Source organism: Butyricimonas sp. (assembly GCF_019423355.1).
Classification (GTDB): domain Bacteria; phylum Bacteroidota; class Bacteroidia; order Bacteroidales; family Marinifilaceae; genus Butyricimonas; species Butyricimonas faecihominis.
Genome location: NZ_JAHZBP010000001.1, coordinates 459,996 through 483,805 on the forward strand (window position 1 = coordinate 459,996; position 23,810 = coordinate 483,805).

The 23,810-nt window shown below is 42.8% G+C and carries 37 protein-coding genes and 3 tRNA genes; 38 read left to right on the forward strand and 2 right to left on the reverse strand.

The annotated features are described in order from the left end of the window. Positions 1-3: 3 nt before the first annotated feature. The 28 genes from rplW (at position 4) to QVC79_RS01960 (ending at position 13,772) form a co-directional block, all read left to right on the forward strand. Positions 4-294 carry a 50S ribosomal protein L23 gene (gene rplW, locus QVC79_RS01825; protein WP_027201673.1) on the forward strand — a complete coding sequence of 97 codons (291 nt, stop codon included), beginning with the start codon at positions 4-6 and terminating at the stop codon, positions 292-294. A 5-nt stretch (positions 295-299) separates the two neighbouring features. After that, positions 300-1,124, forward strand: a complete 825-nt coding sequence (gene rplB, locus QVC79_RS01830; RefSeq protein ID WP_027201672.1) for a 50S ribosomal protein L2 — start codon at positions 300-302, stop codon at positions 1,122-1,124. A 19-nt stretch (positions 1,125-1,143) separates the two neighbouring features. Next, positions 1,144-1,413: a 30S ribosomal protein S19 gene (gene rpsS, locus QVC79_RS01835; protein ID WP_027201671.1), complete on the forward strand. Its 270-nt coding sequence runs from the start codon at positions 1,144-1,146 to the stop codon at positions 1,411-1,413. 36 nt (positions 1,414-1,449) lie between these two features. Continuing rightward, the gene (gene rplV, locus QVC79_RS01840; protein ID WP_027201670.1) at positions 1,450-1,869 is read left to right on the forward strand and encodes a 50S ribosomal protein L22; all 420 of its coding nucleotides are present in this window, start codon (positions 1,450-1,452) and stop codon (positions 1,867-1,869) included. Positions 1,870-1,874: 5 nt separating this feature from the next. Then, the gene (gene rpsC, locus QVC79_RS01845; RefSeq protein ID WP_027201669.1) at positions 1,875-2,603 is read left to right on the forward strand and encodes a 30S ribosomal protein S3; all 729 of its coding nucleotides are present in this window, start codon (positions 1,875-1,877) and stop codon (positions 2,601-2,603) included. Between the two features lie 29 nt (positions 2,604-2,632). Beyond that, positions 2,633-3,052, forward strand: a complete 420-nt coding sequence (rplP, locus tag QVC79_RS01850; protein WP_027201668.1) for a 50S ribosomal protein L16 — start codon at positions 2,633-2,635, stop codon at positions 3,050-3,052. A gap of 44 nt (positions 3,053-3,096) precedes the next feature. Further along, complete coding sequence (gene rpmC / locus QVC79_RS01855; RefSeq protein WP_087421398.1) at positions 3,097-3,291, forward strand: 50S ribosomal protein L29; 195 nt, start codon at positions 3,097-3,099, stop codon at positions 3,289-3,291. A gap of 7 nt (positions 3,292-3,298) precedes the next feature. After that, on the forward strand, positions 3,299-3,553 hold the full coding sequence (rpsQ, locus tag QVC79_RS01860) for a 30S ribosomal protein S17 (RefSeq protein ID WP_027201666.1): 255 nt from the start codon (positions 3,299-3,301) through the stop codon (positions 3,551-3,553). A 2-nt stretch (positions 3,554-3,555) separates the two neighbouring features. Then, the gene (gene rplN / locus QVC79_RS01865; RefSeq protein ID WP_087421399.1) at positions 3,556-3,921 is read left to right on the forward strand and encodes a 50S ribosomal protein L14; all 366 of its coding nucleotides are present in this window, start codon (positions 3,556-3,558) and stop codon (positions 3,919-3,921) included. A gap of 91 nt (positions 3,922-4,012) precedes the next feature. After that, positions 4,013-4,336 (forward strand): 50S ribosomal protein L24, encoded by a 324-nt coding sequence (rplX, locus tag QVC79_RS01870; RefSeq protein ID WP_027201664.1) that lies wholly within the window; start codon positions 4,013-4,015, stop codon positions 4,334-4,336. Between the two features lie 119 nt (positions 4,337-4,455). Next, complete coding sequence (rplE, locus tag QVC79_RS01875) at positions 4,456-5,004, forward strand: 50S ribosomal protein L5 (protein ID WP_087421400.1); 549 nt, start codon at positions 4,456-4,458, stop codon at positions 5,002-5,004. Between the two features lie 11 nt (positions 5,005-5,015). Continuing rightward, on the forward strand, positions 5,016-5,285 hold the full coding sequence (gene rpsN, locus QVC79_RS01880; protein ID WP_027201662.1) for a 30S ribosomal protein S14: 270 nt from the start codon (positions 5,016-5,018) through the stop codon (positions 5,283-5,285). A gap of 18 nt (positions 5,286-5,303) precedes the next feature. Continuing rightward, on the forward strand, positions 5,304-5,699 hold the full coding sequence (gene rpsH, locus QVC79_RS01885; RefSeq protein ID WP_018337672.1) for a 30S ribosomal protein S8: 396 nt from the start codon (positions 5,304-5,306) through the stop codon (positions 5,697-5,699). A gap of 15 nt (positions 5,700-5,714) precedes the next feature. Then, the gene (gene rplF, locus QVC79_RS01890; RefSeq protein WP_087421401.1) at positions 5,715-6,269 is read left to right on the forward strand and encodes a 50S ribosomal protein L6; all 555 of its coding nucleotides are present in this window, start codon (positions 5,715-5,717) and stop codon (positions 6,267-6,269) included. 22 nt (positions 6,270-6,291) lie between these two features. After that, positions 6,292-6,648: a 50S ribosomal protein L18 gene (rplR, locus tag QVC79_RS01895; protein WP_027201660.1), complete on the forward strand. Its 357-nt coding sequence runs from the start codon at positions 6,292-6,294 to the stop codon at positions 6,646-6,648. Positions 6,649-6,660: 12 nt separating this feature from the next. Next, a complete protein-coding gene (rpsE, locus tag QVC79_RS01900) occupies positions 6,661-7,167 on the forward strand; it encodes a 30S ribosomal protein S5 (protein ID WP_027201659.1) in 507 nt (168 codons plus the stop codon). A 12-nt stretch (positions 7,168-7,179) separates the two neighbouring features. Next, positions 7,180-7,362 carry a 50S ribosomal protein L30 gene (rpmD, locus tag QVC79_RS01905; RefSeq protein WP_027201658.1) on the forward strand — a complete coding sequence of 61 codons (183 nt, stop codon included), beginning with the start codon at positions 7,180-7,182 and terminating at the stop codon, positions 7,360-7,362. Between the two features lie 27 nt (positions 7,363-7,389). Further along, on the forward strand, positions 7,390-7,836 hold the full coding sequence (gene rplO, locus QVC79_RS01910; protein ID WP_270595286.1) for a 50S ribosomal protein L15: 447 nt from the start codon (positions 7,390-7,392) through the stop codon (positions 7,834-7,836). Between the two features lie 101 nt (positions 7,837-7,937). Further along, a complete protein-coding gene (gene secY, locus QVC79_RS01915; protein ID WP_027201656.1) occupies positions 7,938-9,281 on the forward strand; it encodes a preprotein translocase subunit SecY in 1,344 nt (447 codons plus the stop codon). A gap of 24 nt (positions 9,282-9,305) precedes the next feature. After that, positions 9,306-10,076, forward strand: coding sequence for a type I methionyl aminopeptidase (map, locus tag QVC79_RS01920; protein ID WP_270595287.1), 771 nt, complete (start codon positions 9,306-9,308; stop codon positions 10,074-10,076). Between the two features lie 10 nt (positions 10,077-10,086). Continuing rightward, positions 10,087-10,308, forward strand: a complete 222-nt coding sequence (gene infA, locus QVC79_RS01925; protein WP_018337664.1) for a translation initiation factor IF-1 — start codon at positions 10,087-10,089, stop codon at positions 10,306-10,308. 11 nt (positions 10,309-10,319) lie between these two features. Further along, entirely contained in the window at positions 10,320-10,436 is a 117-nt protein-coding gene (ykgO, locus tag QVC79_RS01930; protein WP_124315956.1) for a type B 50S ribosomal protein L36, read from the forward strand. 33 nt (positions 10,437-10,469) lie between these two features. Continuing rightward, entirely contained in the window at positions 10,470-10,847 is a 378-nt protein-coding gene (rpsM, locus tag QVC79_RS01935) for a 30S ribosomal protein S13 (RefSeq protein WP_124315955.1), read from the forward strand. Positions 10,848-10,865: 18 nt separating this feature from the next. After that, positions 10,866-11,255 carry a 30S ribosomal protein S11 gene (gene rpsK, locus QVC79_RS01940; RefSeq protein WP_027201653.1) on the forward strand — a complete coding sequence of 130 codons (390 nt, stop codon included), beginning with the start codon at positions 10,866-10,868 and terminating at the stop codon, positions 11,253-11,255. Positions 11,256-11,361: 106 nt separating this feature from the next. Continuing rightward, positions 11,362-11,970, forward strand: a complete 609-nt coding sequence (rpsD, locus tag QVC79_RS01945; RefSeq protein ID WP_027201652.1) for a 30S ribosomal protein S4 — start codon at positions 11,362-11,364, stop codon at positions 11,968-11,970. A 16-nt stretch (positions 11,971-11,986) separates the two neighbouring features. Then, a complete protein-coding gene (locus QVC79_RS01950) occupies positions 11,987-12,979 on the forward strand; it encodes a DNA-directed RNA polymerase subunit alpha (protein WP_124315954.1) in 993 nt (330 codons plus the stop codon). Positions 12,980-12,984: 5 nt separating this feature from the next. Beyond that, entirely contained in the window at positions 12,985-13,491 is a 507-nt protein-coding gene (gene rplQ / locus QVC79_RS01955; RefSeq protein WP_124315953.1) for a 50S ribosomal protein L17, read from the forward strand. Positions 13,492-13,559: 68 nt separating this feature from the next. Beyond that, positions 13,560-13,772 (forward strand): winged helix-turn-helix transcriptional regulator, encoded by a 213-nt coding sequence (locus QVC79_RS01960; RefSeq protein WP_262707604.1) that lies wholly within the window; start codon positions 13,560-13,562, stop codon positions 13,770-13,772. On the opposite strand, the gene QVC79_RS01965 is transcribed toward QVC79_RS01960, so the two are convergent. Further along, positions 13,769-16,234, reverse strand: coding sequence for a TonB-dependent receptor (locus QVC79_RS01965; RefSeq protein WP_270595288.1), 2,466 nt, complete (start codon positions 16,232-16,234; stop codon positions 13,769-13,771). The genes QVC79_RS01960 and QVC79_RS01965 overlap by 4 nt on opposite strands. Before the next feature lie 220 nt (positions 16,235-16,454). Here QVC79_RS01965 and eno point away from each other — a divergent pair, with 220 nt between their 5' ends. Together eno and QVC79_RS01975 are read left to right on the forward strand one after the other, a co-directional pair. Further along, positions 16,455-17,738 (forward strand): phosphopyruvate hydratase, encoded by a 1,284-nt coding sequence (eno, locus tag QVC79_RS01970; protein WP_270595289.1) that lies wholly within the window; start codon positions 16,455-16,457, stop codon positions 17,736-17,738. 124 nt (positions 17,739-17,862) lie between these two features. Next, positions 17,863-18,516 carry an MIP family channel protein gene (locus QVC79_RS01975; RefSeq protein ID WP_124315950.1) on the forward strand — a complete coding sequence of 218 codons (654 nt, stop codon included), beginning with the start codon at positions 17,863-17,865 and terminating at the stop codon, positions 18,514-18,516. Between the two features lie 38 nt (positions 18,517-18,554). Here the strand turns inward: QVC79_RS01975 and rsmI are convergent, their stop codons facing one another. Continuing rightward, entirely contained in the window at positions 18,555-19,250 is a 696-nt protein-coding gene (rsmI, locus tag QVC79_RS01980) for a 16S rRNA (cytidine(1402)-2'-O)-methyltransferase (RefSeq protein ID WP_124315949.1), read from the reverse strand. 262 nt (positions 19,251-19,512) lie between these two features. On the opposite strand from rsmI, the gene QVC79_RS01985 reads away from it, so the two are divergent. From QVC79_RS01985 to QVC79_RS02020, 8 genes are all read left to right on the forward strand, one after another. Beyond that, positions 19,513-19,584: transfer RNA gene (locus QVC79_RS01985), tRNA-Glu, on the forward strand. 27 nt (positions 19,585-19,611) lie between these two features. Continuing rightward, positions 19,612-19,683: transfer RNA gene (locus tag QVC79_RS01990), tRNA-Glu, on the forward strand. A 22-nt stretch (positions 19,684-19,705) separates the two neighbouring features. Beyond that, a tRNA-Glu gene (locus QVC79_RS01995) sits at positions 19,706-19,777 on the forward strand. A 28-nt stretch (positions 19,778-19,805) separates the two neighbouring features. After that, the gene (rpsT, locus tag QVC79_RS02000; protein ID WP_027201645.1) at positions 19,806-20,057 is read left to right on the forward strand and encodes a 30S ribosomal protein S20; all 252 of its coding nucleotides are present in this window, start codon (positions 19,806-19,808) and stop codon (positions 20,055-20,057) included. A 142-nt stretch (positions 20,058-20,199) separates the two neighbouring features. Next, positions 20,200-20,895 carry a RadC family protein gene (gene radC, locus QVC79_RS02005; RefSeq protein WP_270595290.1) on the forward strand — a complete coding sequence of 232 codons (696 nt, stop codon included), beginning with the start codon at positions 20,200-20,202 and terminating at the stop codon, positions 20,893-20,895. A gap of 176 nt (positions 20,896-21,071) precedes the next feature. Next, positions 21,072-21,665: a nucleotide exchange factor GrpE gene (grpE, locus tag QVC79_RS02010; RefSeq protein ID WP_151411820.1), complete on the forward strand. Its 594-nt coding sequence runs from the start codon at positions 21,072-21,074 to the stop codon at positions 21,663-21,665. Positions 21,666-21,682: 17 nt separating this feature from the next. Continuing rightward, positions 21,683-22,831 (forward strand): molecular chaperone DnaJ, encoded by a 1,149-nt coding sequence (gene dnaJ, locus QVC79_RS02015; RefSeq protein WP_118449896.1) that lies wholly within the window; start codon positions 21,683-21,685, stop codon positions 22,829-22,831. A gap of 12 nt (positions 22,832-22,843) precedes the next feature. Continuing rightward, the gene (locus QVC79_RS02020) at positions 22,844-23,794 is read left to right on the forward strand and encodes a hydrogen peroxide-inducible genes activator (RefSeq protein WP_270595291.1); all 951 of its coding nucleotides are present in this window, start codon (positions 22,844-22,846) and stop codon (positions 23,792-23,794) included. Positions 23,795-23,810 lie beyond the last annotated feature (16 nt).

Here is a 23,810-nt window from a genome sequence, read left to right on the forward strand (position 1 = left end):
GACATGCAAGTAATTGTGAAGCCCATTTTGTCAGAGAAAATGACTGCATTGACTGACAAGCAGAACAGAGTAGCATTCGTTGTTAGCAAAGCAGCGAATAAATTAGAGATTAAGAGAGCAGTTGAAGCGATGTATAGCGTGACCGTGAAATCTGTGAACACGATGGTGTACCAAGGAGATGCTAAATCTCGTTACACGAAAGCAGGTGTTATTTCCGGAAGAACCGCTTCCTTCAAGAAAGCAATTGTGACCTTAGCAGAAGGTGATAGTATTGATTTTTTTAGCAATATTTAATTAAGATGGCTGTAAGAAAATTAAACCCTGTAACTCCTGGTCAGAGACATAAGGTAGCGATTACCTTTGATCAGTTGACTACAGATAGACCTGAGAAATCATTGTTAGGACCAAAGAGTAAAACTGGTGGACGTAACAACACCGGTAAAATGACAATGAGATATATAGGTGGTGGTCATAAACAAAGATACAGAATAATAGATTTCAAACGCGACAAGGATAATGTTCCGGCTCGTGTTGCAACGATCGAGTACGATCCCAATCGTACGGCGAGAATTGCTCTATTAGTGTATGCAGATGGAGAAAAACGTTACATCGTGGCACCGGACGGTTTGCAAGTTGGTCAAACCGTGATGAGTGGTGCAGGTGTTGCTCCGGAAGTTGGAAATGCATTGTTCTTATCTGAAATCCCATTAGGTACAATCATTCATAACATCGAGTTAAGACCGCAACAAGGAGCCGTGATGGCTCGTAGCGCTGGTTCTTACGCTCAGTTAGTAGCAAGAGAAGGGAAATACGCTTCAATCAAGTTACCTTCTGGTGAAGTCCGTATGGTGCTGTTAACCTGTCGTGCAACTGTTGGTACGGTGTCAAACTCCGACCACGCACTGGAACGTTCAGGTAAAGCAGGTCGTACTCGCTGGTTAGGCCGCAGACCTCGCGTGAGAGGTGTCGTAATGAACCCGGTTGATCACCCGATGGGTGGTGGTGAAGGCCGCGCTTCAGGAGGACATCCTCGTTCAAGAAAAGGCTTGTTGGCTAAGGGTTACAAGACTAGAGCTCCTAAGAAACACTCTAGCAAGTATATCATAGAAAGAAGGAAAAAATAACTGATTAATTATTGATGTTATGAGTCGTTCGTTAAAAAAAGGCCCTTTTATTGATTTCAAGTTAGAGAGAAAAGTATTGGTAATGAATGAGTCCAATAAGAAATCGGTTGTTAAAACCTGGGCTCGTCGTTCCATGATCTCTCCGGACTTCGTAGGGCACACTATCGCTGTACACAACGGTAATAAATTTATCCCGGTATTTGTGACTGAAAATATGGTAGGTCATAAATTGGGGGAATTCGCGCCGACACGTACATTTAGAGGCCATGCTGATAAAAAGAAAAAGTAATGCATGGTAAAGTTGAACTAAAGAAGATGTATTAAAATGGGTGCAAGAAAAAGATTAAGAGCAAATCAGAATAAAGAAGCCAAAAAAGAGAAGGCTTTTGCAATTCTTCGCGATTGTCCTACATCTCCTCAAAAAATGAGATTGGTGGCAGACTTGATCCGCGGAGTAGATGTACAGAAAGCTTTGGATATGCTTAAATTTTGTCCTAAAGAAGCTGCTCGTAGAGTTGAAAAGTTGTTGCTTTCAGCAATTGCTAACTGGGAACAAAAGAACGAGGGTAAACGTGTTGACGAAGCCTCCTTGTTCGTGCAGGAAATTTTCGTTGACGGTGCAGGTATGTTGAAAAGACTTAGACCGGCCCCGCAAGGAAGAGCTCACCGGATTCGTAAACGTTCAAATCACGTGACGATCGTGTTGGGAAGCAAGACAGCTGTTGAAAACATTACAAAAGAATAGTTAGCATGGGACAGAAAGTTAATCCAATAAGCAATAGATTAGGAATCATCAGAGGATGGGATTCTAACTGGTTTGGCGGTAAGAACTATGGCGATAAATTGGTGGAAGATTACAAGATCAGAAAGTATCTGAACGCCCGTCTCGCTAAAGCAGGAATCGCTAAGATTGTTATCGAGAGAACCCTGAAGCTAATCACGATCACGATCAACACCGCTCGTCCGGGTATTATCATCGGTAAAGGCGGACAGGAAGTTGATAAGTTGAAAGAGGAGCTGAAGAAGATCACCGATAAGGAAGTTCAAATTAATATCTTCGAGATCAAACGTCCCGAGTTGGATGCCGTGATCGTGGGTAATAATATAGCTCGTCAGCTGGAAGGTCGTGTGGCTTACCGTAGAGCAATCAAGATGGCTATCGCTTCTACCATGAGAATGGGTGCAGAAGGTATCAAAATCTTGATTTCCGGTCGTTTGAACGGTGCTGAAATGGCAAGAGCCGAGATCTACAAAGAAGGTAGAATTCCATTGCACACGTTCCGTGCTGATATTGATTACGCTCAGGCCGAGGCATTGACGACCTATGGCCAGCTGGGTATCAAAGTTTGGATTTGCAAGGGAGAAGTTTACGGAAAACGTGAGCTGGTTCCGAATGCATTGGTTGGCGCTCAGAAAGAGAACAACAACCGTCCGAACAATGCCGGCAAAAAAGGCGGTTTCAAAAAGAGAAAAAAATAGTCTTTTAACTTTTAAATAGATCAAGAGCTATGTTACAGCCAAAAAGGACTAAATACAGAAGATCGCAGAAAGGGAGAATGAGAGGGAATGCCCAAAGAGGACATGAACTTGCATTTGGATCTTTCGGGATCAAGGCGTTGGAGAACATGTGGATCGAACAACGCCAGATTGAGGCAGCCCGTGTTGCAGTAACCCGTTACATGCAAAGACAGGGTCAGATATGGATTCGTATATTTCCAGATAAACCTATTACTAAGAAACCCGCTGAGGTTCGTATGGGTAAGGGTAAGGGATCTCCAGAAGGATTCGTTGCTCCTGTTACTCCGGGTCGTATTCTTTTCGAAGCAGATGGAGTACCGTATGCAATCGCTAAGGAGGCATTGCGCCTGGCAGCACAAAAGCTACCCATCGCTACTAAGTTCGTGGTTAGACGTGATTACACTGAGTAGTCGTGAGACTATTTTGAATTTCGAAACGAAAAATTGTAAGAGAAATGAAAACATCAGAGATTAAAGATTTAACCACTGAAGAGATAAAAGAAAAGATCGAGACAGAAAAAGCTGCCTTGACCAAGATGAAGATGAACCATGCTGTTTCTCCACTTGAGAACCCGATGTTAATCCGGACGACAAGAAGAAACATCGCTAGATTGATGACGGAGTTACGCAAACGTGAATTAAATAAGTAGTAGAAAAATGGAAAGAAATCTTAGAAAAGAGCGTACCGGTCTTGTGGTAAGCAACAAGATGGACAAATCTATCACGGTTGCCGTTCATTTTAAGGAGAAACACCCGATTTACGGGAAGTTCGTCAACAAGACCAAGAAGTTCACTGCTCACGATGAGAAAAATGAATGTAACATCGGGGATACAGTGAGAATTATGGAGACCCGTCCTTTGAGTAAAACCAAGAGATGGAGATTAGTTGAAATCATTGAAAGAGCTAAGTAATCATGATACAACAAGAGAGTAGATTGACCGTAGCCGACAACAGCGGCGCTAGAGAAGTGCTTTGTATCCGTGTTCTTGGTGGAACCAAGAAAAGATATGCACGCGTGGGCGATAAAATCGTTGTTGCCGTGAAGAATGCCATCCCGAACGGTGACGTAAAAAAAGGTTCAGTTAGTAAGGCAGTGGTAGTTCGTGTAAGTAAAGAGTACAGACGTCCGGACGGATCTTATATCCGCTTTGATGACAATGCTTGCGTGTTATTGAACAACGCGGGTGAAATGAGAGGAACTCGTATCTTCGGACCTGTTGCCAGAGAAGTTCGTGAGGGTTACACCAAGATTGTGTCATTAGCCCCCGAGGTACTTTAAGATTTTAGATTTATGATTTTGGATTGTAGATTGTATAATCGAATTTCTTGAATCATAAGTCGTAAATCATAAATCATAAATAATTTATACGATGAGCAAGAAGTTTCATATAAAGAAAGGTGACTTAGTTCAGGTAAATGCAGGAGAAGACAGAGGGAAGCAGGGAAAAGTACTTGAAATGATTCCGGACAAGCAAAGAGCTATTGTTGAGGGTATCAATTTGGTAAGCAAACATACCAAACCCAACGCAACTCACCCGCAAGGAGGAATTATCAAGAAGGAAGCTCCTATTCACATTTCCAACTTGAACGTGGTCGATCCGGTTACGGGAAAACCGACAAAGGTAGGACGTAGACGGAATGCCGAAGGAAAATTAGTAAGATACGCTAAGAAATCCGGACAGGAATTGAAATAGTAAAATAAATAATTGCAGGTTGTCCCAGAGCAACTTGCAATTATTAATTTAAATTTGTAGCTTTGCAGCCGCAAATTTAATGTAATATGCCGTGAGGCATGATAACCAAATAATTATAAATGAAATACGTACCAAATTACAAAACAAAGTATAACGAAGAAATTGTACCGACTTTGATGAAGGAGTTCGGATACAAGTCAGTTATGCAGGCACCCAGATTGGAGAAGATAGTAATCAATCAGGGCGTGGGATCATCCATTCAGGATAAGAAAATCCTTGAGTTTTCAATGAACGAGATCGCGACCATCACCGGTCAGAAACCCGTTGCTTGTAAATCAACCAAGGACGTTTCTAACTTTAAATTGCGTAAAGGAATGCCGATTGGCGTTAGAGTAACCTTGCGTAAAGAACGTATGTATGAATTTTTAGAAAGACTTATTGTTTCCGCGCTTCCGCGTATCCGTGACTTCAAAGGAATTAACAATAAGCTTGATGGAAGAGGAAATTACACATTAGGAATAGAAGAGCAGATCATTTTCCCGGAAATCGTGTTGGACAGTGTTCACAAGATCATGGGTATGAATGTAACGTTTGTAACTTCGGCTAATACCGACGAAGAGGCTTTTGCTCTTCTAAGAGAATTTGGATTACCATTTAAAAAGAACTAAAAAAAAGCGAAATGGCAAAAGAATCAATGAAGGCCCGTGAGGTAAAGCGTGCAAAATTGGTAGAAAAGTACGCCGCAAAACGAGCTAAATTAAAAGAGGAAGGAGACTATATTGGATTAAGCCTTCTGCCTAAGAATTCAAGTCGCGTTCGTTTGCACAACAGATGCAAATTGACGGGAAGACCGAGAGGGTACATGAGACAATTTGGTATAAGCAGAATTCAATTCCGCGAAATGGCATCTGCCGGACTTATACCTGGAGTTAAAAAGGCTAGTTGGTAATATTTAAAATTTGAAGAGATGACAGATCCAATAGCAGATTTCCTGACTCGTATTAGGAATGCAGTAAAAGCAGGTCATAAAGTTGTGGATATCCCCGGGTCAAAAATGAAACGGGAAATGACCAAAATTTTAAAAGAAAAAGGATATATCCTGAATTATAAATTCGAGCAAGATGGTGTTAGAAGCAACATTAAAATTGCTTTGAAATATCATCCTGAAACGAAGGCTCCCGCCATTAGGACATTGACACGTGTTTCAAAACCGGGTCTGAGACGTTACACGAACGTAGAGGATATGCCTCGCGTGTTAAACGGATTAGGTATCGCGATTTTGTCAACGTCATTAGGCGTAATGTCTGATAAAGAAGCTCGCCAAAAGAATGTTGGTGGAGAAGTATTGTGTTATGTTTATTAATAAAAAGGGCGGAAAATGTCACGAATAGGAAAATTACCAATAGATATACCACAAGGGGTTACAGTTACTGTAAATCCTGATAACACGGTCGTAGTTAAAGGTCCTAAGGGAGAACTTTCTCAGGACGTACACGCAGATATGATCGTGAAAGTGGAAGGAGCTCACGTTGTTGTAGAGCGTCCGTCAGAAGATAAAGCTCATAAAGCCATGCACGGTTTATATCGTTCCTTGATTCACAACATGGTTGTAGGTGTTTCTGAAGGTTACACGATCAAACAAGAGTTGGTCGGAGTAGGTTACAGAGCAAATGCTGAAGGCCAAGTTCTTGAATTGGGATTAGGTTATTCACACGGAATCTTCATGGTGTTACCGAACGAAGTGAAAGTGAGTGTGCTTAATGAAAAACGTGCTAACCCGATTATCACGCTGGAAAGCTGCGATAAACAATTGATCGGTCAGGTAGCGGCTAAGATTCGTTCATTCCGTAAACCGGAGCCGTATAAAGGTAAAGGTATTAAATTTGTGGGTGAAGTTCTTCGTCGTAAGGCTGGTAAATCAGCTAAAGTTTAATCACCTGTAAAAAAGTAATGTTATGGCTTTAACTAAGGTAGAAAGAAGAATAAGAATAAAGAGAAGAATACGTAAAGTAATCTTCGGAACAGCTGAGAGACCCCGTTTGTCCGTATACCGTTCAAACACGCAAATTTCTGCTCAGTTGATTGATGATAATGCCGGAAAAACTCTGGTATCGGCATCTTCTTTATGCAAGGAGATCGCTGAAAAGAAAGGTAACAAGACAGAACAGGCCCAATTGTTGGGTGCCATGCTTGCTGAAAAGGCAAAAGCAGCCGGGATTACCGCTGTTGTGTTTGACAGAAACGGGTATTTATATCACGGAAGAGTGAAAGCATTAGCAGATGCAGCTCGTAACGGTGGTCTTAATTTTTAAAAGTAGGCAAGAATGGAACAGAAGATTAATAGTGCAGACTTGGAATTGAAAGACAGATTGGTGGCTATCAACCGTGTAACGAAAGTTACCAAGGGAGGTAGAACATTCAGTTTCTCTGCTATCGTGGTTGTAGGCGATGAAAACGGTACCGTGGGTTACGGGTTAGGTAAAGCTAACGAGGTAACTACTGCTATTGCAAAAGGCGTTGAGGCCGCGAAGAAGAACTTGATTAAAGTACCTGTATTGAAAGGAACTCTTCCTCACGAGCAAGAAGCTAAATATAGTGGTGCAACTGTATTCATGCGTCCCGCTTCTTCCGGTACCGGGCTGGTAGCCGGAGGTGCTATGCGTGCCGTGTTGGAAAGTGCAGGAGTGAAAGACGTGTTGGCAAAATCTAAAGGATCATCCAACCCTCATAACTTGGTAAAAGCAACTTTCGCTGCTTTGAAGTTATTGAGAGATCCTCGCATGATTGCTCAACAGAGAGGAATTAGTCTTGACAAAGTGTTTAACGGATAAACTGGAATAACGATGGCAAAGATTAAAATTACATTGGTAAGAAGTAGAATTGGTAGTGATAAACGTCAAGTTGCTACTTTGAACGCACTGGGCCTCGGGAAAGTGAACAGCAGTGTTGAACACGAAACTTCACCGCAAATCATGGGAATGGTTGCTAAAGTGCAACATCTCGTGCGCGTGGAGGAAGTAAAGTAATTGTTAAACCTATTTAAAGAGTATACAATGGATTTAAGTAGCTTAAAACCGGCTGCCGGATCAACTCACAGAGAAAAGAGAATTGGTCGTGGTCAAGGTTCCGGAAAAGGAGGTACTTCTACAAGAGGGCACAAAGGAGCCAAATCAAGATCAGGTTATAAATCTAAGATTGGTTTTGAAGGTGGACAGATGCCTTTGCAGAGACGTGTACCGAAATTTGGCTTTAAAAATATAAACAGAGTAGAATATAAAGCTATCAATGTAGGGATGCTTCAGGCTCTGGCTGAAAGAGATAATCTTACCGTGATCGACCGGGATGTATTGATTCAAGCCGGGTTAATGTCTAAGAACGATCTTCTTAAGGTATTAGGTGACGGAGCGTTAACTACTAAGCTTGAGGTGAAAGCTGATGCTTTCTCCACTAAAGCGGTAGCCGCTATCGAGGCTGTTGGCGGAACAGTGGTTAAATTGTAAGATTAAAAATTTGGGAGTTTAAAGTTGTTTTTAAAATAGAATTACTATTTTTGAAGCAACTTTAACAAAATCCCAAATCAATGCCTTAAAAGAAAGAACTTATGAAGTTATTTGATACATTAAAGAACATTTGGAAAATAGAAGAGCTCAAGACTAGGATTCTTACTACGCTTGGGCTTATTCTCGTTTACAGGTTAGGAACAGAGATCGTACTGCCGGGTATCGACCCTCATGGTTTGCAGGCTCTGAAAGATCAGACATCCAGCGGAGTGTTAGGCTTGTTGGATATGTTCTCAGGAGGTGCATTCTCGAACGCGTCGGTATTTGCGTTAGGTATTATGCCCTACATCTCCGCGTCCATCGTTGTGCAGTTATTGGGAATTGCGGTTCCTTATTTCCAGCGCTTACAGAAGGAAGGCGAGAGCGGTAGACGTAAGATTAACCAGATTACGCGGTACCTCACATTAGTTATCCTGGTATTACAAGGTTCGGCGTATCTTACAAACTTGAAAGCTCAGGTACCGGCAGAGGCTTTTGTATCTACTGGTTTTTGGCAATTCCAGCTCCCGTCCATCGTGATCATGGCTGCAGGTTCAATGTTTGTCCTGTGGTTGGGAGAGAGAATTACTGATAAGGGAATTGGTAACGGTGTGTCCATCATCATCATGATCGGTATCATCGCTCGTTTACCATTCGCTTTCATTGCAGAGTTAACTTCCAGAGTTTCTCAACAAGGAGGAGGTTTGGTAGCGTTCTTGATCGAGTTGATTATATTATTCTTGGTATTCTGCGGATCAATCCTGCTTGTACAGGGAACACGTAAAGTGCCTGTACAGTATGCCAAGAGAATCGTGGGTAACAAACAATACGGTGGCGTTCGTCAATACATTCCGTTGAAGATCAACGCGGCCGGGGTTATGCCTATCATCTTCGCTCAGGCTATCATGTTATTGCCTATTTCTTTGATTAACTATGCAAATTCGGAATCATTATCCGGTTTTGCTGCAGCATTTTCAAACTTCACTGGATTCTGGTATAACTTCACGTTCTTTATCATGATTGTCGCGTTTACTTATTTCTACACGGCTATCACGGTGAATCCGATGCAAATGTCTGAGGATATGAAGAAGAACGGTGGATTTATTCCGGGTGTAAAACCGGGAAGAAAAACGATGGAGTTCCTCGATACCATTATGTCTAGAATCACACTTCCTGGATCTATATTCTTGGGAATTGTAGCAATTCTTCCGGCTTTCGCCCAGATCTCGGGTGTTAACCACCAGTTTGCTCAGTTCTACGGAGGTACGTCTTTGTTGATTTTGGTTGGTGTAGTGTTGGATACATTACAACAAATCGAATCACACTTGTTGATGCGTCACTATGACGGGTTGATGAAATCGGGACGTATTAAAGGTAAAAATCCTGGAGGACCTGCTGCATATTAAGAAAATAAATTGTACTTTTGCGGCATGATTTTTTTAAAGACACAGGAGGAGATTGAGTTATTGCGGGAAAGCAACCAATTAGTAGGAAAGACTCTGGGTGAAGTGTCCAAACACATTCGCCCGGGTATTTCGACTTTAGAGTTGGATAAGATCGCTGAGGATTTTATTCGTTCGAATGGTGGCATTCCCGGATTTCTCGGGTATGGAGGGTTCCCGAACACGCTTTGTATTTCAGTGAATGACGAAGTGGTTCATGGGATTCCGTCCTCTCGTCGTTTAGAGGAAGGTGATGTCGTATCCGTTGATTGCGGGGTTGTGAAGAATGGTTTTTATGGGGATAGCGCCTATACTTTTGCTGTCGGGGAGATTAGTGATGAAGTGAAAAAGCTTTTACAAGTGACAAAAGATAGCTTGTACAAAGGGATAGAGCAGGCTGTTGCGGGAATGAGGATAGGAGATATTGGTTATGCCGTGCAGTCGTATGCCGAAGCGAACGGATTCTCTGTTGTCAGAGAGCTGGTCGGTCATGGCGTGGGAAAGAACTTGCATGAAGAACCTCAAGTGCCGAATTACGGACGGAGAGGGCAGGGATGTAAATTGAAGATCGGAATGGTGATCGCTATTGAACCCATGATTAACTTGGGCGCCCGTAACGTTTTCCAGATGGCAGACGGGTGGACGATAAAGACAAGAGATCATCTGCCAGCCGCACATTTCGAGCATACGTTGGCTATTCGGAAAGGAGAAGCTGATATTTTGTCGACATTTGAATATATAGAAGACAGGAAATTGTAAAAATTGAATTATGGCGAAACAGCCTTCGATAGAGCAAGATGGAGTAATAACGGAAGCATTGTCAAATGCTATGTTTCGTGTTGAACTGGAAAACGGGCATATCATAACGGCCCACATTTCGGGGAAGATGCGAATGCACTATATAAAGATACTTCCGGGAGATAAGGTGAGAGTGGATATGTCCCCTTACGATCTCACGAAAGGTAGGATAACATTTAGATATAAAAATTAAATTGTTGAGCAATGAAGGTAAGAGCATCTGTTAAGAAGCGTAGTGCTGATTGCAAGCTTGTAAGAAGAAAAGGCGTCTTGTACGTCATTTGCAAAAAGAACCCGAAGTTTAAACAACGTCAGGGTTGATTATTAATTTAGTAAAAAGAGTAAAAAAGATTTATGGCAAGAATCGTTGGTGTAGATTTGCCCTCAAATAAGAGAGGGGAGATAGCTCTGACCTATATCTATGGTATAGGTAGAAGTAGTGCCAGGACCATATTAGAAAAGGCCGGCATCGATTTTGACACTAAGGTGAAGGATTGGAATGACGATCAACTAGCTGCTGTACGTAATGTCATCAATGGTGGGTACAAAGTAGAAGGAGAGTTGAGAACTTCTGTCCAAATGAACATTAAGCGACTGATGGATATTGGTTGCTACAGAGGAATCAGACATCGTATCGGTCTTCCGGTAAGAGGACAAAGTACGAAGAACAATGCCCGTACGAGAAAGGGTAAAAAGAAAACTGTTGCTAACAAGAAGAAAGCAACTAAATAATTGATTAGAGATTGAATTATGGCAAAGAAGTCTACATCAAACAAGAAACGGCTAGTTAAAGTTGAAGCCGTGGGACAAGCACACGTTCATTCCTCTTTTAATAACATCATTATCTCGTTGACTAATTCAAGCGGACAAGTCATCTCTTGGTCATCAGCAGGTAAGATGGGATTTAGAGGATCAAAGAAAAACACTCCTTATGCAGCCCAGACGGCAGCTACCGATTGTGGTAAAGTTGCTTTCGATTTGGGGATGAGAAAAGTTAAGGTATATGTCAAGGGACCGGGTAACGGTAGAGAATCAGCAATTCGTGCTATTCACGCTTGTGGAATCGAAGTTGCCGAGATCATTGATGTTACGCCACTTCCGCACAATGGATGTCGTCCTCCCAAACGGAGAAGAGTCTAATGTAATTTTAAATTGTAAATTGTAAATTGTAAAATTTGAGATTCGAACGATTTGAAGAATCGCGACAATTTAAAATTTAAAATCTAAAATTTAAAATCATAATAAAATGGCTAGATATACAGGACCTAAGTCTAAGATAGCAAGAAAATTTGGTGAGCCCATTTTTGGACCGGATAAAGCGTTAGAACATCGTAATTACCCTCCCGGACAACACGGTATTGCTCATCGTAGAAAGAAAATCTCTGAGTACGGTACTCAGTTGAAAGAAAAACAAAAAGCAAAATATACTTACGGTTTGTTGGAAAGACAATTCCGTATCTTATTCGAGAAAGCTGAAAGTAGTAAGGGAGTAACCGGTGAGGTATTACTTCAATTACTGGAATGTCGTTTGGATAACGTGGTTTATCGTTTAGGAATCGCTCCTACCCGTGCGGCTGCCCGTCAGTTTGTTTCTCACAGACACATCACCATCAACGGTCACGTATGTAACATTCCTTCATGTCACGTTCGTCCGGGAGATGTTGTTGCTGTAAGAGAGAAATCTAAGGCACTGGAAGTGATTAACGAATCATTGAGAGGAAATAGAAGTAGCAGATACTCTTGGTTAGAGTGGGATGCTGCAGCTATGAGTGGTAAATTACTTAATGTTCCGGAAAGAGCAGATATTCCAGAGAACATTAAGGAGCAGTTAATCGTAGAGTTGTATTCTAAGTAGTAAAATAAAAATATATATGGCAATATTAGCTTTCCAGAAACCGGACAAAGTAATCATGCTTGAATCAACGGACAGATTCGGTAAATTCGAATTCCGCCCGTTGGAGCCAGGTTACGGCATCACTATTGGTAATCCACTACGCAGAATCTTGTTGTCTTCTTTGGAAGGCTTTGCGATTACCGGTATTAAAATTCAAGGTGTAGATCATGAGTTTGCGACAATCCCTGGTGTCATCGAAGATGTGACCGAGATTATCTTGAACTTGAAACAGGTTCGGTTGAAAAGAAAAGTGGAGGACGTGGAGAATGAAAAGTTGACCGTTACCGTTTCTGGACAAGAGACGTTTACTGCCGGTGATATGAATCAATTCCTGAAAGGGTTTGAAGTTTTGAACCCGGAATTGGTAATCTGCAACATGGATACTTCCACGAGCCTAAGTATGGAGTTGACCATTCAAAAAGGACGCGGTTATGTTCCTGCTTCAGAGAATATGCCTGCAGATGCCGAGATTGGTGTAATTCCTATCGATGCTATTTACACGCCGATTAAAAACGTGAAATACGAGATTGAGAACTACCGTGTAGAGGGAAAAACCGACTATGAACGTTTGGTTTTCGACATCGAGACGGATGGTTCTATTAATCCCACCGATGCGTTGAAAGAGGCTGCTAAAATCTTGATCCATCACTTCATGTTGTTCTCTGACGAGAAAATTACTCTCGAAACGGAGGATAAATATGGAAACGAAGAGTTTGATGAAGAGGTATTGCACATGCGTCAGCTGTTGAAGACAAAACTCGTGGACATGGATCTTTCCGTGCGTGCGTTGAATTGTTTGAAGTCAGCTGAGGTTGAAACTCTGGGTGAGCTTGTCCAATTTAACAAGAATGATTTGTTGAAGTTCAGAAACTTCGGTAAGAAATCCTTGACTGAGTTGGAAGCCCTTTTGGAGAACAATAACCTTGAATTCGGTATGGATGTTGCCAAGTATAAATTAGACAAAGAATAAGTAAAATGAGACATAATAAGAAAATTAACCATTTAGGTAGAACTAGTTCTCACAGACATGCTCTACTTTCTAATATGGCTTGTTCTTTGATTCTTCACAAGAGAATCCAAACGACACTAGCTAAAGCTAAGGCCCTGAAGGTCTATGTTGAGCCGCTTTTGACGAAAGCCAAAAACGACACGACTCACTCTAGAAGAACCGTCTTCTCTTACCTTCGTCGCAAAGAAGTTGTTGCTGAAATGTTCGGTGACGTTGCACAGAAAATTGCTAATCGTCCGGGAGGATATACCCGTATTTTGAAATTGGGTAACCGTTTGGGTGATAACGCTGAAATGTGTATGATTGAGTTGGTGGATTATAACACGACTTATACTGAAGTGAAGAAAGAAGAGGCTAAGAAAACGACTCGTCGTAGAAGACCTTCTGCTAAGAAAGAGGCTGCTCCTGCCGCTACCGAGGAAACTCAGGTGGCTGAGGCTCCTGTAACGGAAGAAGCTCCGAAAGCTGAATAAAGTATTATTCCAGATAAAAAATAACCCCGGGCAATACGTCCGGGGTTATTTTTTAGGGGAACGAATGTTTGACCGTAGGAAGAAAACTAAAAAAAGGTAGGGAGAAAATTATTTCCTTGTTATTAGAGGATCCGATGTTGAGTGCCACGACTGTTGCGACACGGATCGGGATTTCGTCGAAAGCGGTAGAAAAACATTTTGCCCGGCTCAAAGCTGACGGAATACTCCGCAGAATCGGGCCGGACAAAGGTGGACGTTGGGAAGTGATAATTAAAAATTAAAACTCTTCTTCCATCATGTTCATCTCTTCCGAAGGGCGCTGTTGCTTTTGCTTGGAAGCTTTCATGTTTCCGAAGTTATAGCTTAACGTGAAACGGAAAACCCCGCCTTTTCTCCAACTATCACTATCTTGTTTAAAACCGTTACCGGAAGTGATGCTGTGCCAACTACGGGAATTCAAAATGTCCTGCACGCTTATGCTAAGGTTTATTTTCCGGTCAAAGAAAAACTTCCGGACTCCCAGATCTAAGCGGTAGCTTGCCTCCCGGTGGCCTTGGGCAATAATCTGTTTGGAGTTGTAGCTTCCGGTAGCCTGTAACGAGATGGCGTACGGTAGCATGGCATTGGCAATGATTTTCCCTGTCCATGAGAAGTTATCGTCCCGTTCTCCCGTAACCGGGGTGTCTGCACCTGCCGGGAGGTAAGAAAAGCCTTCCAGTTCGTTATAATAGAAATTCAGGGTTGTTGTAAAGTCTAGAAATTTCAGTAGTTTGTTTTTTGCCACGATTTCGGCTCCGGCGGAAGAAGATTGTGTAATGTTAGCCGACGTGCTTTTCATGACATCCCCTTCCCGGTAACGAATACGTTGGATCACGTCGTCCGTGTTCCGGTAGTAGGTGGAGACGGATAGCGTGTGTTTTTCCCAAGTCTTGATGTAATTCAACTCGAAGGAATTGGAATATTCCGGAGAAAGGTAAGGATTTCCGAACGAGATATTGAGTGAATCGGTCATGTTCATAAACGGGTTCAATTGCCAGCCTCTGGGACGTGAAATTCGTCGGGTGTAGTTGACCTGTATTTCATGATTTTTCGGGAGACTGTACGAGAGAAACAGGCTGGGGAATAAACTGAAATAGTCGTCTTTATAAGGAATGGCCGTGGCCTCGGTTTCTCTGTATCCCAGTGATTTGGTCTCCGTGTCCGTGTATTCTCCCCGTAAGCCTAGTTGCAACCCGAAGTTATTCACTTTCGTGGAGAACGTGGCGTATAAGGCTTGGATATTTCGGTCGTAAGAGTATTTGTTATATAATAACTCGTCAAAAGCGGCAGTTGCCTCTGTTTCGCCGGAATAGGTTTCCACGGGACTTTTTTGGCTGCTGAGCGTACCTTTATAACCTGCTTCTAACTTACTCTCTTCCGTGAATTGATTCACGTAGTCCGCTTGAAATTCCCAGCTTTGTGAGCGGTTGTCACTTTCCTGTTGTTGCCAAGAGGAGGTTTCTTTATTCTCCGGGTAGAGAGAATGTTGTTTGTATGTACTGGTCCCGTCAGAAACCCATAAGTCCCAAGAGGCACGGGCCACGAGATTGCTTTTTTCGCTGAATTCGTGCTTGTAGTCGAGGTTGATATTTCCCCCTTTCGAGGAGTTATCTGAATCGCTGATGCGTTCGCTGCTGGTGAAGGATCCGGGAACATCACTTTCGTAACGGATGGTGTTGTTGGAATTTCGGGAACCGAAATGTCCGAATCCTTCAATTCCGATATGGTCGGTCTGGGTGAGATGTAGTGTTAGGCCTGCTCGGGTGAAGAGCGAACCGCCATCCCGATCATTCCAGCCTTTCTGATTCAGGTAGGAGATCGGATTACCTTGGTCATCTAGATTGATGCGGTCGGTGTAATCCTTTCCTTCGGATTTCCGTTGGCGGTAGCCGACATTAAGGTAAGATTCGATTTTGCCGCTACTGTAATTGATACTCCCGCTGGCATTATACCCGCCCAAAATGTCTGCCCCGACTTGGAAGCTACCGTAATATCCGGCTTTCCGGTTTTTTTTCAAGATGATATTAATGATACCGGAAGTCCCTTCCGGACTGAATTTTGCCGAAGGGTTTGTAATCAATTCTATACGCTCGATGCTTTCGGCAGGAATTTGCTCCAGAATTTGGGCTTGGTTGTCCGCAGACAAGCCTGATGCCTTACCGTTGATCCAGATCGTTACGCTTGAGTTTCCTCGTAAGGAGATTTCGCCCTCGTTGTCTACCTCTACCGAGGGAATATTTTCAAGTAGTTCGCTGGCTGATCCCCCGGCTTGGGAAATATTGGATTCCACGTCAAAGACTTTTTTGTCGATTTCGAATCTCATTTGAGCCCGTTGCCCGACAACCTGTATCTCGTCGATCACTTGGCTGTCTTCTTCCAAAAGGATGTTTTTCACGTTCACGTTTCTTGCTGTCGGCGAGATCGTGAATTCTTTTTCCACGGATTTGTAACCGATAAACGAGGCGGTGAGCGTGTAAGTCCCGTTTTTCACTCTGTTGATACGGAAAACTCCGGTTGAATCACTGACTGTTCCGGTTAACGGGGTTTGAGTTCCCGTGGCTCGGATACTCACGTTGACAAACTCTAAGGGTCTCTTCGTTTTAGCATCTATAATTCGTCCTCTGACACTTCCCGTTTGGGCAAAAGCCGATAGGGCAAACAACGTGAAGAAGATAGCTAAAACAGCTTCTTTTACTTTACTCATATACACTTTATACACAATTGAACATTCCGTTGAAGAATGGATGGGTTTTGGTCCCAAGTCAAATCTTCGTACTACTAAGACAAATCTTACTTGGAAAAGTTTATTTTCGAAACAAAAGTTTATGACAAGGAACTTTATAAACTAAATCATGTGACTTTTCCAATTGTTTTACGTATCTTAGTCACAACAATTTATTTACGAACTTTTAAAGTTAAGAGGAATGTATATTACAGAAGTTATCGGAAGAGAAGTGTTGGATTCAAGAGGAAATCCGACCGTAGAAGTAGATGTTATTCTGGAATGTGGGGCGATGGGCCGTGCTGCGGTTCCGTCCGGAGCGTCCACGGGAGAACATGAAGCACTGGAATTGCGTGATGGAGACAAGAAAAGATATGGCGGTAAGGGTGTGACCAAAGCCGTAAATAATGTAAATACGGTGATTGCCGATGCCTTGTTGGGAATGAACGTGACCGATCAGGTAGGGATTGACCGTGTTTTATTGGAATTGGACGGTACGCCGACCAAGAGTAATTTAGGTGCCAATGCATTATTAGGAGTGTCATTGGCTTGTGCGAAAGCTGCCGCTAACGCATTGGAAATGCCGTTATATCGTTACATCGGAGGTGTGAATGCGAAAGTGTTGCCAGTGCCGATGATGAATATTATTAACGGGGGATCTCATTCTGACGCCCCGATTGCCTTTCAGGAGTTTATGATTCGTCCGATTGGGGCAGAATCTTTCCGTGAGGCTTTGCGGATGGGAGCGGAGGTTTTTCATAGTTTGAAGAAAGTTCTTCACGACCGCGGGTTGAGTACGGCCGTGGGTGACGAGGGTGGTTTTGCTCCCGCGTTGAAAGGAACGGAAGATGCTTTGGGATCTATTATTAAAGCCATTGAGGTTGCCGGGTACAAGGCAGGTGAGGATGTGATGATCGGGTTGGATTGCGCCTCTTCTGAATTTTATCAGGATGGGGTTTACGATTATTCTAAATTTGAAGGAGCGACGGGCGCAAAGCGTTCTTCAGCCGAGCAGGTAGCTTATCTGGAAGAATTGATTTCCCGTTACCCGATCGATTCTATCGAGGACGGTATGAGTGAGAACGATTGGGAAGGCTGGAAATTACTGACAGAGCGTATCGGGGACCGTTGCCAGTTAGTGGGAGATGATTTGTTCGTGACAAACGTGCAATATTTGAAGAAAGGTATTGAAATGGGATGCGCTAATTCCATTTTAATCAAGGTAAACCAGATTGGTACATTAACTGAAACGTTGGACGCAATTGATATGGCTCACCGTGCCGGCTACACGTCGGTGACCTCTCATCGTTCCGGGGAAACAGAGGATGCAACTATCGCAGATATTGCGGTGGCAACCAATTCCGGGCAGATCAAGACAGGATCATTAAGCCGTTCTGACCGTATGGCAAAATACAATCAATTACTTCGGATCGAGGAAGAATTAGGTGATAATGCTCAGTTCCACGGACGGAAATTCAGCAAGTAATTGAAATTTGTTTTATAGGGAAAAAGACTCTTGTGACAATTGTTATAGGAGTCTTTTCTTTTTGGGCAGGATAATATGCTTAATTTTCACTATATTTGTATTACAAAATCTTAAAAACAAATTTATGAAAAAGTATGTAGCTGAAATGATTGGTACCATGGTACTTGTGCTTATGGGGTGTGGTAGTGCTGTTATTGCCGGAGCAGAAATCGGTTTCTTGGGAATTGCTTTCGCTTTCGGTTTGTCTGTGGTGGCAATGGCGTATGCTATTGGTGGTATTTCCGGATGTCATATTAATCCGGCCATTACATTAGGTGTTTTCTTGACGGGGCGAATGAGCGGAAAGGATGCTGGGATGTACATGTTATTTCAGGTGATAGGTGCTTTTATCGGTTCGGCGATTCTTTACGTGATTTCTTCCGGGATGGGGTTGGAAGGAACGGGGGCAAATATGTATGGAGAAGGAAATATGGTTCCGGCTTTTGTGGCGGAGTTGGTGTTTACCTTTATCTTTATCCTTGTTGTTCTAGGGTCCACGAGTGCTAACGCTCCTACCGGATTCGCGGGATTAGCAATTGGTTTATCTTTGGTTTTGATCCATATTGTATGTATTCCTGTGACAGGAACTTCGGTTAATCCGGCTCGAAGTATTGCTCCCGCTATTTTTGAAGGTGGTAATGCTTTAAGTCAGTTGTGGTTGTTTATTATCGCCCCATTTTTAGGCGCTATCCTCGCTGCCGGAGTCTGGAAATATTTTGAATGTCAGAAATGCAAATAAATAGATATGAAGATGGGGATTTGGTTGAGTCCCCATTTTTATTCTGATTCTTCCTCTTCTTTTTTGGGTTTACCTTCCACGATCATGACGATTTCTCCCTTCACCCCGTTTTCGGTGAAATGATTGATTAGTTCTTTCAACGTACCCCGTTGGAAATCTTCGAAAAGTTTACTGATCTCGCGGGCGACACAGGCGTGGCGGTTTTCCCCGAAGAATTCGGCCATCTGCTCGAGGGCTTTTACCAGACGGAAGGGGGATTCGTAGAATATCATCGTGCGTTCCTCTTCGGCGAGGGTCATGAGTTTCTTTTGGCGTCCTTTTTTTTGGGGTAGGAATCCTTCAAAACAAAAGCGGTCGCAGGGAAGGCCCGAGTTTACAAGTGCGGGAACAAATGCCGTAGCTCCCGGCAGGCATTCGGTTTCAATGCCTTGCTCGATGCAAGTGCGCACGAGCAGGAATCCCGGGTCGGAGATACCGGGTGTCCCTGCGTCACTGATTAAGGCCACGTCCTCCCCCCGGGCAATGCGCTCGGCAATACGGTTCACTTGCTGGTGTTCGTTGAATTTGTGATGAGAGAGTAGGGGAGTGTTGATCTCGTAGTGTTTTAATAATTTTGCGGAAGTGCGGGTATCTTCGGCGAGGACGAGAGGAACTTCTTTTAATATACGAAGTGCTCTTAACGTGATGTCTTCAAGATTACCTACTGGGGTCGGGATCAGATATAATTTAGCCATATTAATTGAAAATTGAAAATTGAAAATTGAAAATGAATTTCGATCTTCAATAGGTTACAGGGGCAAAGGTAGGGAATAAAGTATTTACATGTATGGACGGGAGAGTTTTATTTATTCATATGGAATAAGACGGTATTGTGTTTATTTACAGTGGATTGATGTCGTGTACGAGACCAAATTGCTGGAGATGTAAAAAAAAAATCACGTTTTCTTTGGTAGGAATGAAATTTGCCGTATATTTGCAACCGCTAAAGCAAAAGATGGTCCGTTCGTCTAGGGGCTAGGACGCAAGATTCTCATTCTTGTAACACGGGTTCGATTCCCGTACGGACTACTAAGGCAAAAGCAAATGTTTAACGATGGTCCGTTCGTCTAGGGGTTAGGACGCAAGATTTTCATTCTTGTAACACGAGTTCGATTCTCGTACGGACTACCGAGATTTTAGTGGGTTTTATGGTCCGTTCGTCTAGGGGTTAGGACGCAAGATTTTCATTCTTGTAACACGAGTTCGATTCTCGTACGGACTACAAAGTTGAATTAAATTAATTTGTAGAGATGGCAAATCATCAATCATCAGAAAAAAGAATAAGGCAGACTGAAAAAAGAAGATTACACAATCGTTATTACGCAAAGACTGCTAGAAATGCCGTTAGAAAGCTACGTGCAATGACCGAAAAGGAGACTGCAGCAGACTTGTTGCCGAAAGTTTCGGCTATGTTGGATAAATTAGCAAAAAAACATATTATCCACAAGAACAAAGCAGCTAACTTGAAGTCTAGCTTGGCTTTACATGTGAATAAATTGTAATTTTACTATCTTAAGATATTGAGGTAACAAACGATTGTTTGTTACCTTTATTTCTGTGTGTCGGTTGATCTTGAGAAATTACTTCTCGAGATTTTTTTTATTGCTAAAAAATAGCTACATTGCCAGCTATAAAGAGAAAGTTATGGCTGGAAATTATATCCCAATTTCCTCGTGGGCGGAAGACGATAAGCCCCGGGAAAAGATGTTGCTGAAAGGTGTTGCTGCACTTTCAACAAACGAGTTACTCGCAATTTTAATTCGTTCAGGGAGTGGAGGAGAATCTGCATTAGATTTGTCTCGCCGGATTTTGACGGATGCCAGTAATGATTTGAATGCGTTGGCTCGTCTTTCTGTATCGGATTTTATGAATCGCTACAAAGGAGTTGGGATGGCGAAAGCTGCCTCGATCATTGCTGCCATGGAATTGGGACGCCGCCGGGCGTTGTCGACAGCTAGGGAGGAACCGGCGTTGACGACCAGCAGGGATTTGTACGATTATCTTCAGCCTTTGATTGGAGATCTGGATCATGAGGAATTTTGGGTGGTCACCTTGTCAAGCGCTTGTCGGATTAAGTCATGCGATCGCTTGTTTTCAGGAGGAATAGAGAGTACGATTATTGATATTCGTATGATATTCCGGAAAGTGTTGGAATCAAAAGCTTGTTCCATCGTGATAGCTCATAATCATCCCAGCGGTAATGATCGTCCGAGTTCCCACGATATTACTTTGACAAAGAAGGTGCAGGAGGCTGGACGGGTATTAGACATCACGTTGCTGGATCATATCGTCGTTTGCCCTGATCGGTATTATAGTTTTGCGGACAATGGGATGCTTTAATCTCATTAAGTGCTGAAAAGTTGAATCGGAAGAATATCTTTTACTATCTTTGTGGCAGCTATTTGTGTCACATTGGCACTCGTGATGCTTGTCAATGTGGCATATTGACGGTTGGCAGGGATTTTGCTTGGAAAGAGTAGCTTAAAATGTTTATTCATAAAAAAATTATATACGATATGGCAGAAGAGAAGAGATCGACTCAAGAAAACGAGTTTGAAGAGTCACAGACGAACGACACGGAGAAAGAAGAAGTGAATTCAGAAAAACATCAGGGAGAAGCTCACAAAAAGAAAGAAGATAAGTCTTGCCGAAAAGAGGACAAGCAATTGGAAGAGTTGGGACAGAAACTGATCGAGATGAATGATAAATACTTACGTCTGTCTGCGGAGTTCGATAATTACCGGAAACGTACCTTGAAGGAAAAAATGGAGTTAACCAAGAGTGCCGGGGAACAATTGTTAAGTAATATTTTACCCGTGGTGGATAACTTCGAACGTGCCTTGAAGAGTATGAGTACGGCGAAGGATGTGGCAGCTCTTAAAGAAGGAGTGGATTTGATCTATGCTAATTTTAAGTCTTTTCTGACACAGAATGGCGTGAAAGAAATCGAAACTGAAAATGCTGATTTTGACACGGATATTCACGAGGCGGTAACAACAATTCCGGCTCCGACTCCGGAGTTAAAGGGTAAAGTGTTGGATTGTATCGAGAAGGGATATTACTTGAATGACAAGGTGATGCGTTTTGCAAAAGTGGTTGTTGGTGAATAATATATAGTTGCGTGGTAATGGAAAAGAGAGATTATTATGAGGTGTTGGGGGTATCTAAAAGTGCTGATGCCACTGAGATCAAGAAAGCATATCGAAAACTGGCTTTGAAGTATCACCCGGATAAAAATCCGGGCGACAAGGAGGCCGAGGAAAAATTTAAAGAAGCCGCTGAAGCATACGATGTGCTGAGTAACGAAGAGAAGCGACGTCGTTATGATCAGTTCGGTCACGCCGGAGTAGGTGGAGCCGGACAAGGAGGTTTTGGTGGCGGCATGAGTATGGATGATATTTTCTCTCAATTCGGGGATATTTTCGGAAGTTTCGGTGGCTTTAGTGGTTTCGGAGGTTTTGGTGGTGGCCGTAGTGCCCGCCGGGTAAACCGGGGAACGAACCTGAGAGTGAAGGTGAAAATGAACCTTCAGGAAATTGCTACCGGGATTGAGAAGAAAATCAAGGTAAAGAAATACGTGGCTTGTCAGCATTGTAATGGAACGGGAGCAAAGGATGGAAAATCCTATTCCACTTGTTCGACCTGTAAAGGATCGGGGCAAGTGACCCGGGTACAAAATACGATACTGGGAGCGATGCAAACCACTTCCACGTGTCCGACTTGCGAGGGCGAAGGAAAGATTATCAATGAAAAATGTACTTTCTGTAATGGGGAGGGCGTGTTGATGTCGGAAGAGGTGATTTCTATCAATATTCCGGCAGGAGTGGGTGAAGGGATGCAATTGTCTTTGAGTGGTAAAGGAAACGCAGCTCGTCGCGGTGGTGTGAACGGAGACTTGATCGTGTTGATAGAAGAAGAAGAGCATCCGGAGTTGGTAAGAGATGGGAATGATTTATTATACAACGTGTTTATTGGTTACCCAGAGGCCGTGTTAGGAGAAACGGTTGAGATTCCGACCATCGAAGGGAAAGTAAAAGTGAAAATTGAGGCAGGTACCCAGCCGGGTAAAATATTGCGTTTGCGAGGAAAAGGATTGCCTGATGTGAACGGTTACGGTAAAGGGGATTTGTTGGCGAAGGTGAACGTGTGGATTCCGAAGAACTTGTCGAAGGACGAGAAGAAACTCGTGGAAAAGATGAAAGAGGCGGAAGGCTTTAAGCCGGGAAGTGGTGACAAGAAAAGTATCTTCTCCAAGATGAAAGATTTTTTTGATTAGAAATAATAATATATGATTACACTGACACAATTAGAATATGTTGTTGCGGTCGATGAATTCCGGCATTTTGCAACAGCCGCCGACAAGTGTTTTGTGACACAGCCGACACTGAGTATGCAAATTAAAAAGCTGGAAGATGATCTGGGTGTAATCATTTTCGATCGGAGCCGGCAACCGGTTGTTCCTACCGACATCGGTTACAAGTTGATCGAACAGGCAAGAATTGTGCTGGCCTCGACACAAAGGATAAAAGAGATTATCAATGAAGAGAAACAAGAGGTAGCGGGGGCCTTGAAAATAGGTATTATTCCTACGCTGGCTCCTTATTTATTACCGATATTTATTGGGGACTATATTCGTCGTTATCCCGGGGTACAGGTGGAAGTGGAAGAATTAATTTCGGAGGAGATTATCCGACGACTGAAACATGACACGTTGGACGTGGGGGTATTCGTGACCCCTTATCATGACGATAAGATTGTGGAACAGCCCGTGTTTTACGAGGAGATGATGATCTATGCTCACCCCGATCATGAACTTTTGAAAAAGAAAAACGTAGAAACACAAGATATTGCAACTCCTGAGTTATGGATGTTAGGAGACGGACATTGTTTCCGGGATCAAGTGGTGAACTTGTGTGAAATACGTGGAACGCTGCATAAGAATTTGCCTTTTGATTTTGAGAGTAATTCTTTAGAAACCTTAATGAAGATTGTGGACCGGGAAGGAGGATTTACCTTGATTCCTGAATTGGCCACGTTATACATGACGGAGGAAAAGAAAAAGCAAGTTCGTTCTTTCACGGTGTCCAAACCTTTACGGGAAGTCAGTGTGATATATTCCCGTCATTTCACGAAACAGAAGTTGATTGATTTGCTTTGTGAAGATATACGACAAGTGGTTCCCCCGGGAATGTTGAAAAAAGAGAGGGGAAAAATCGTTGAATGGAAAAAGATAAGATAAATGTAATACCCGAATA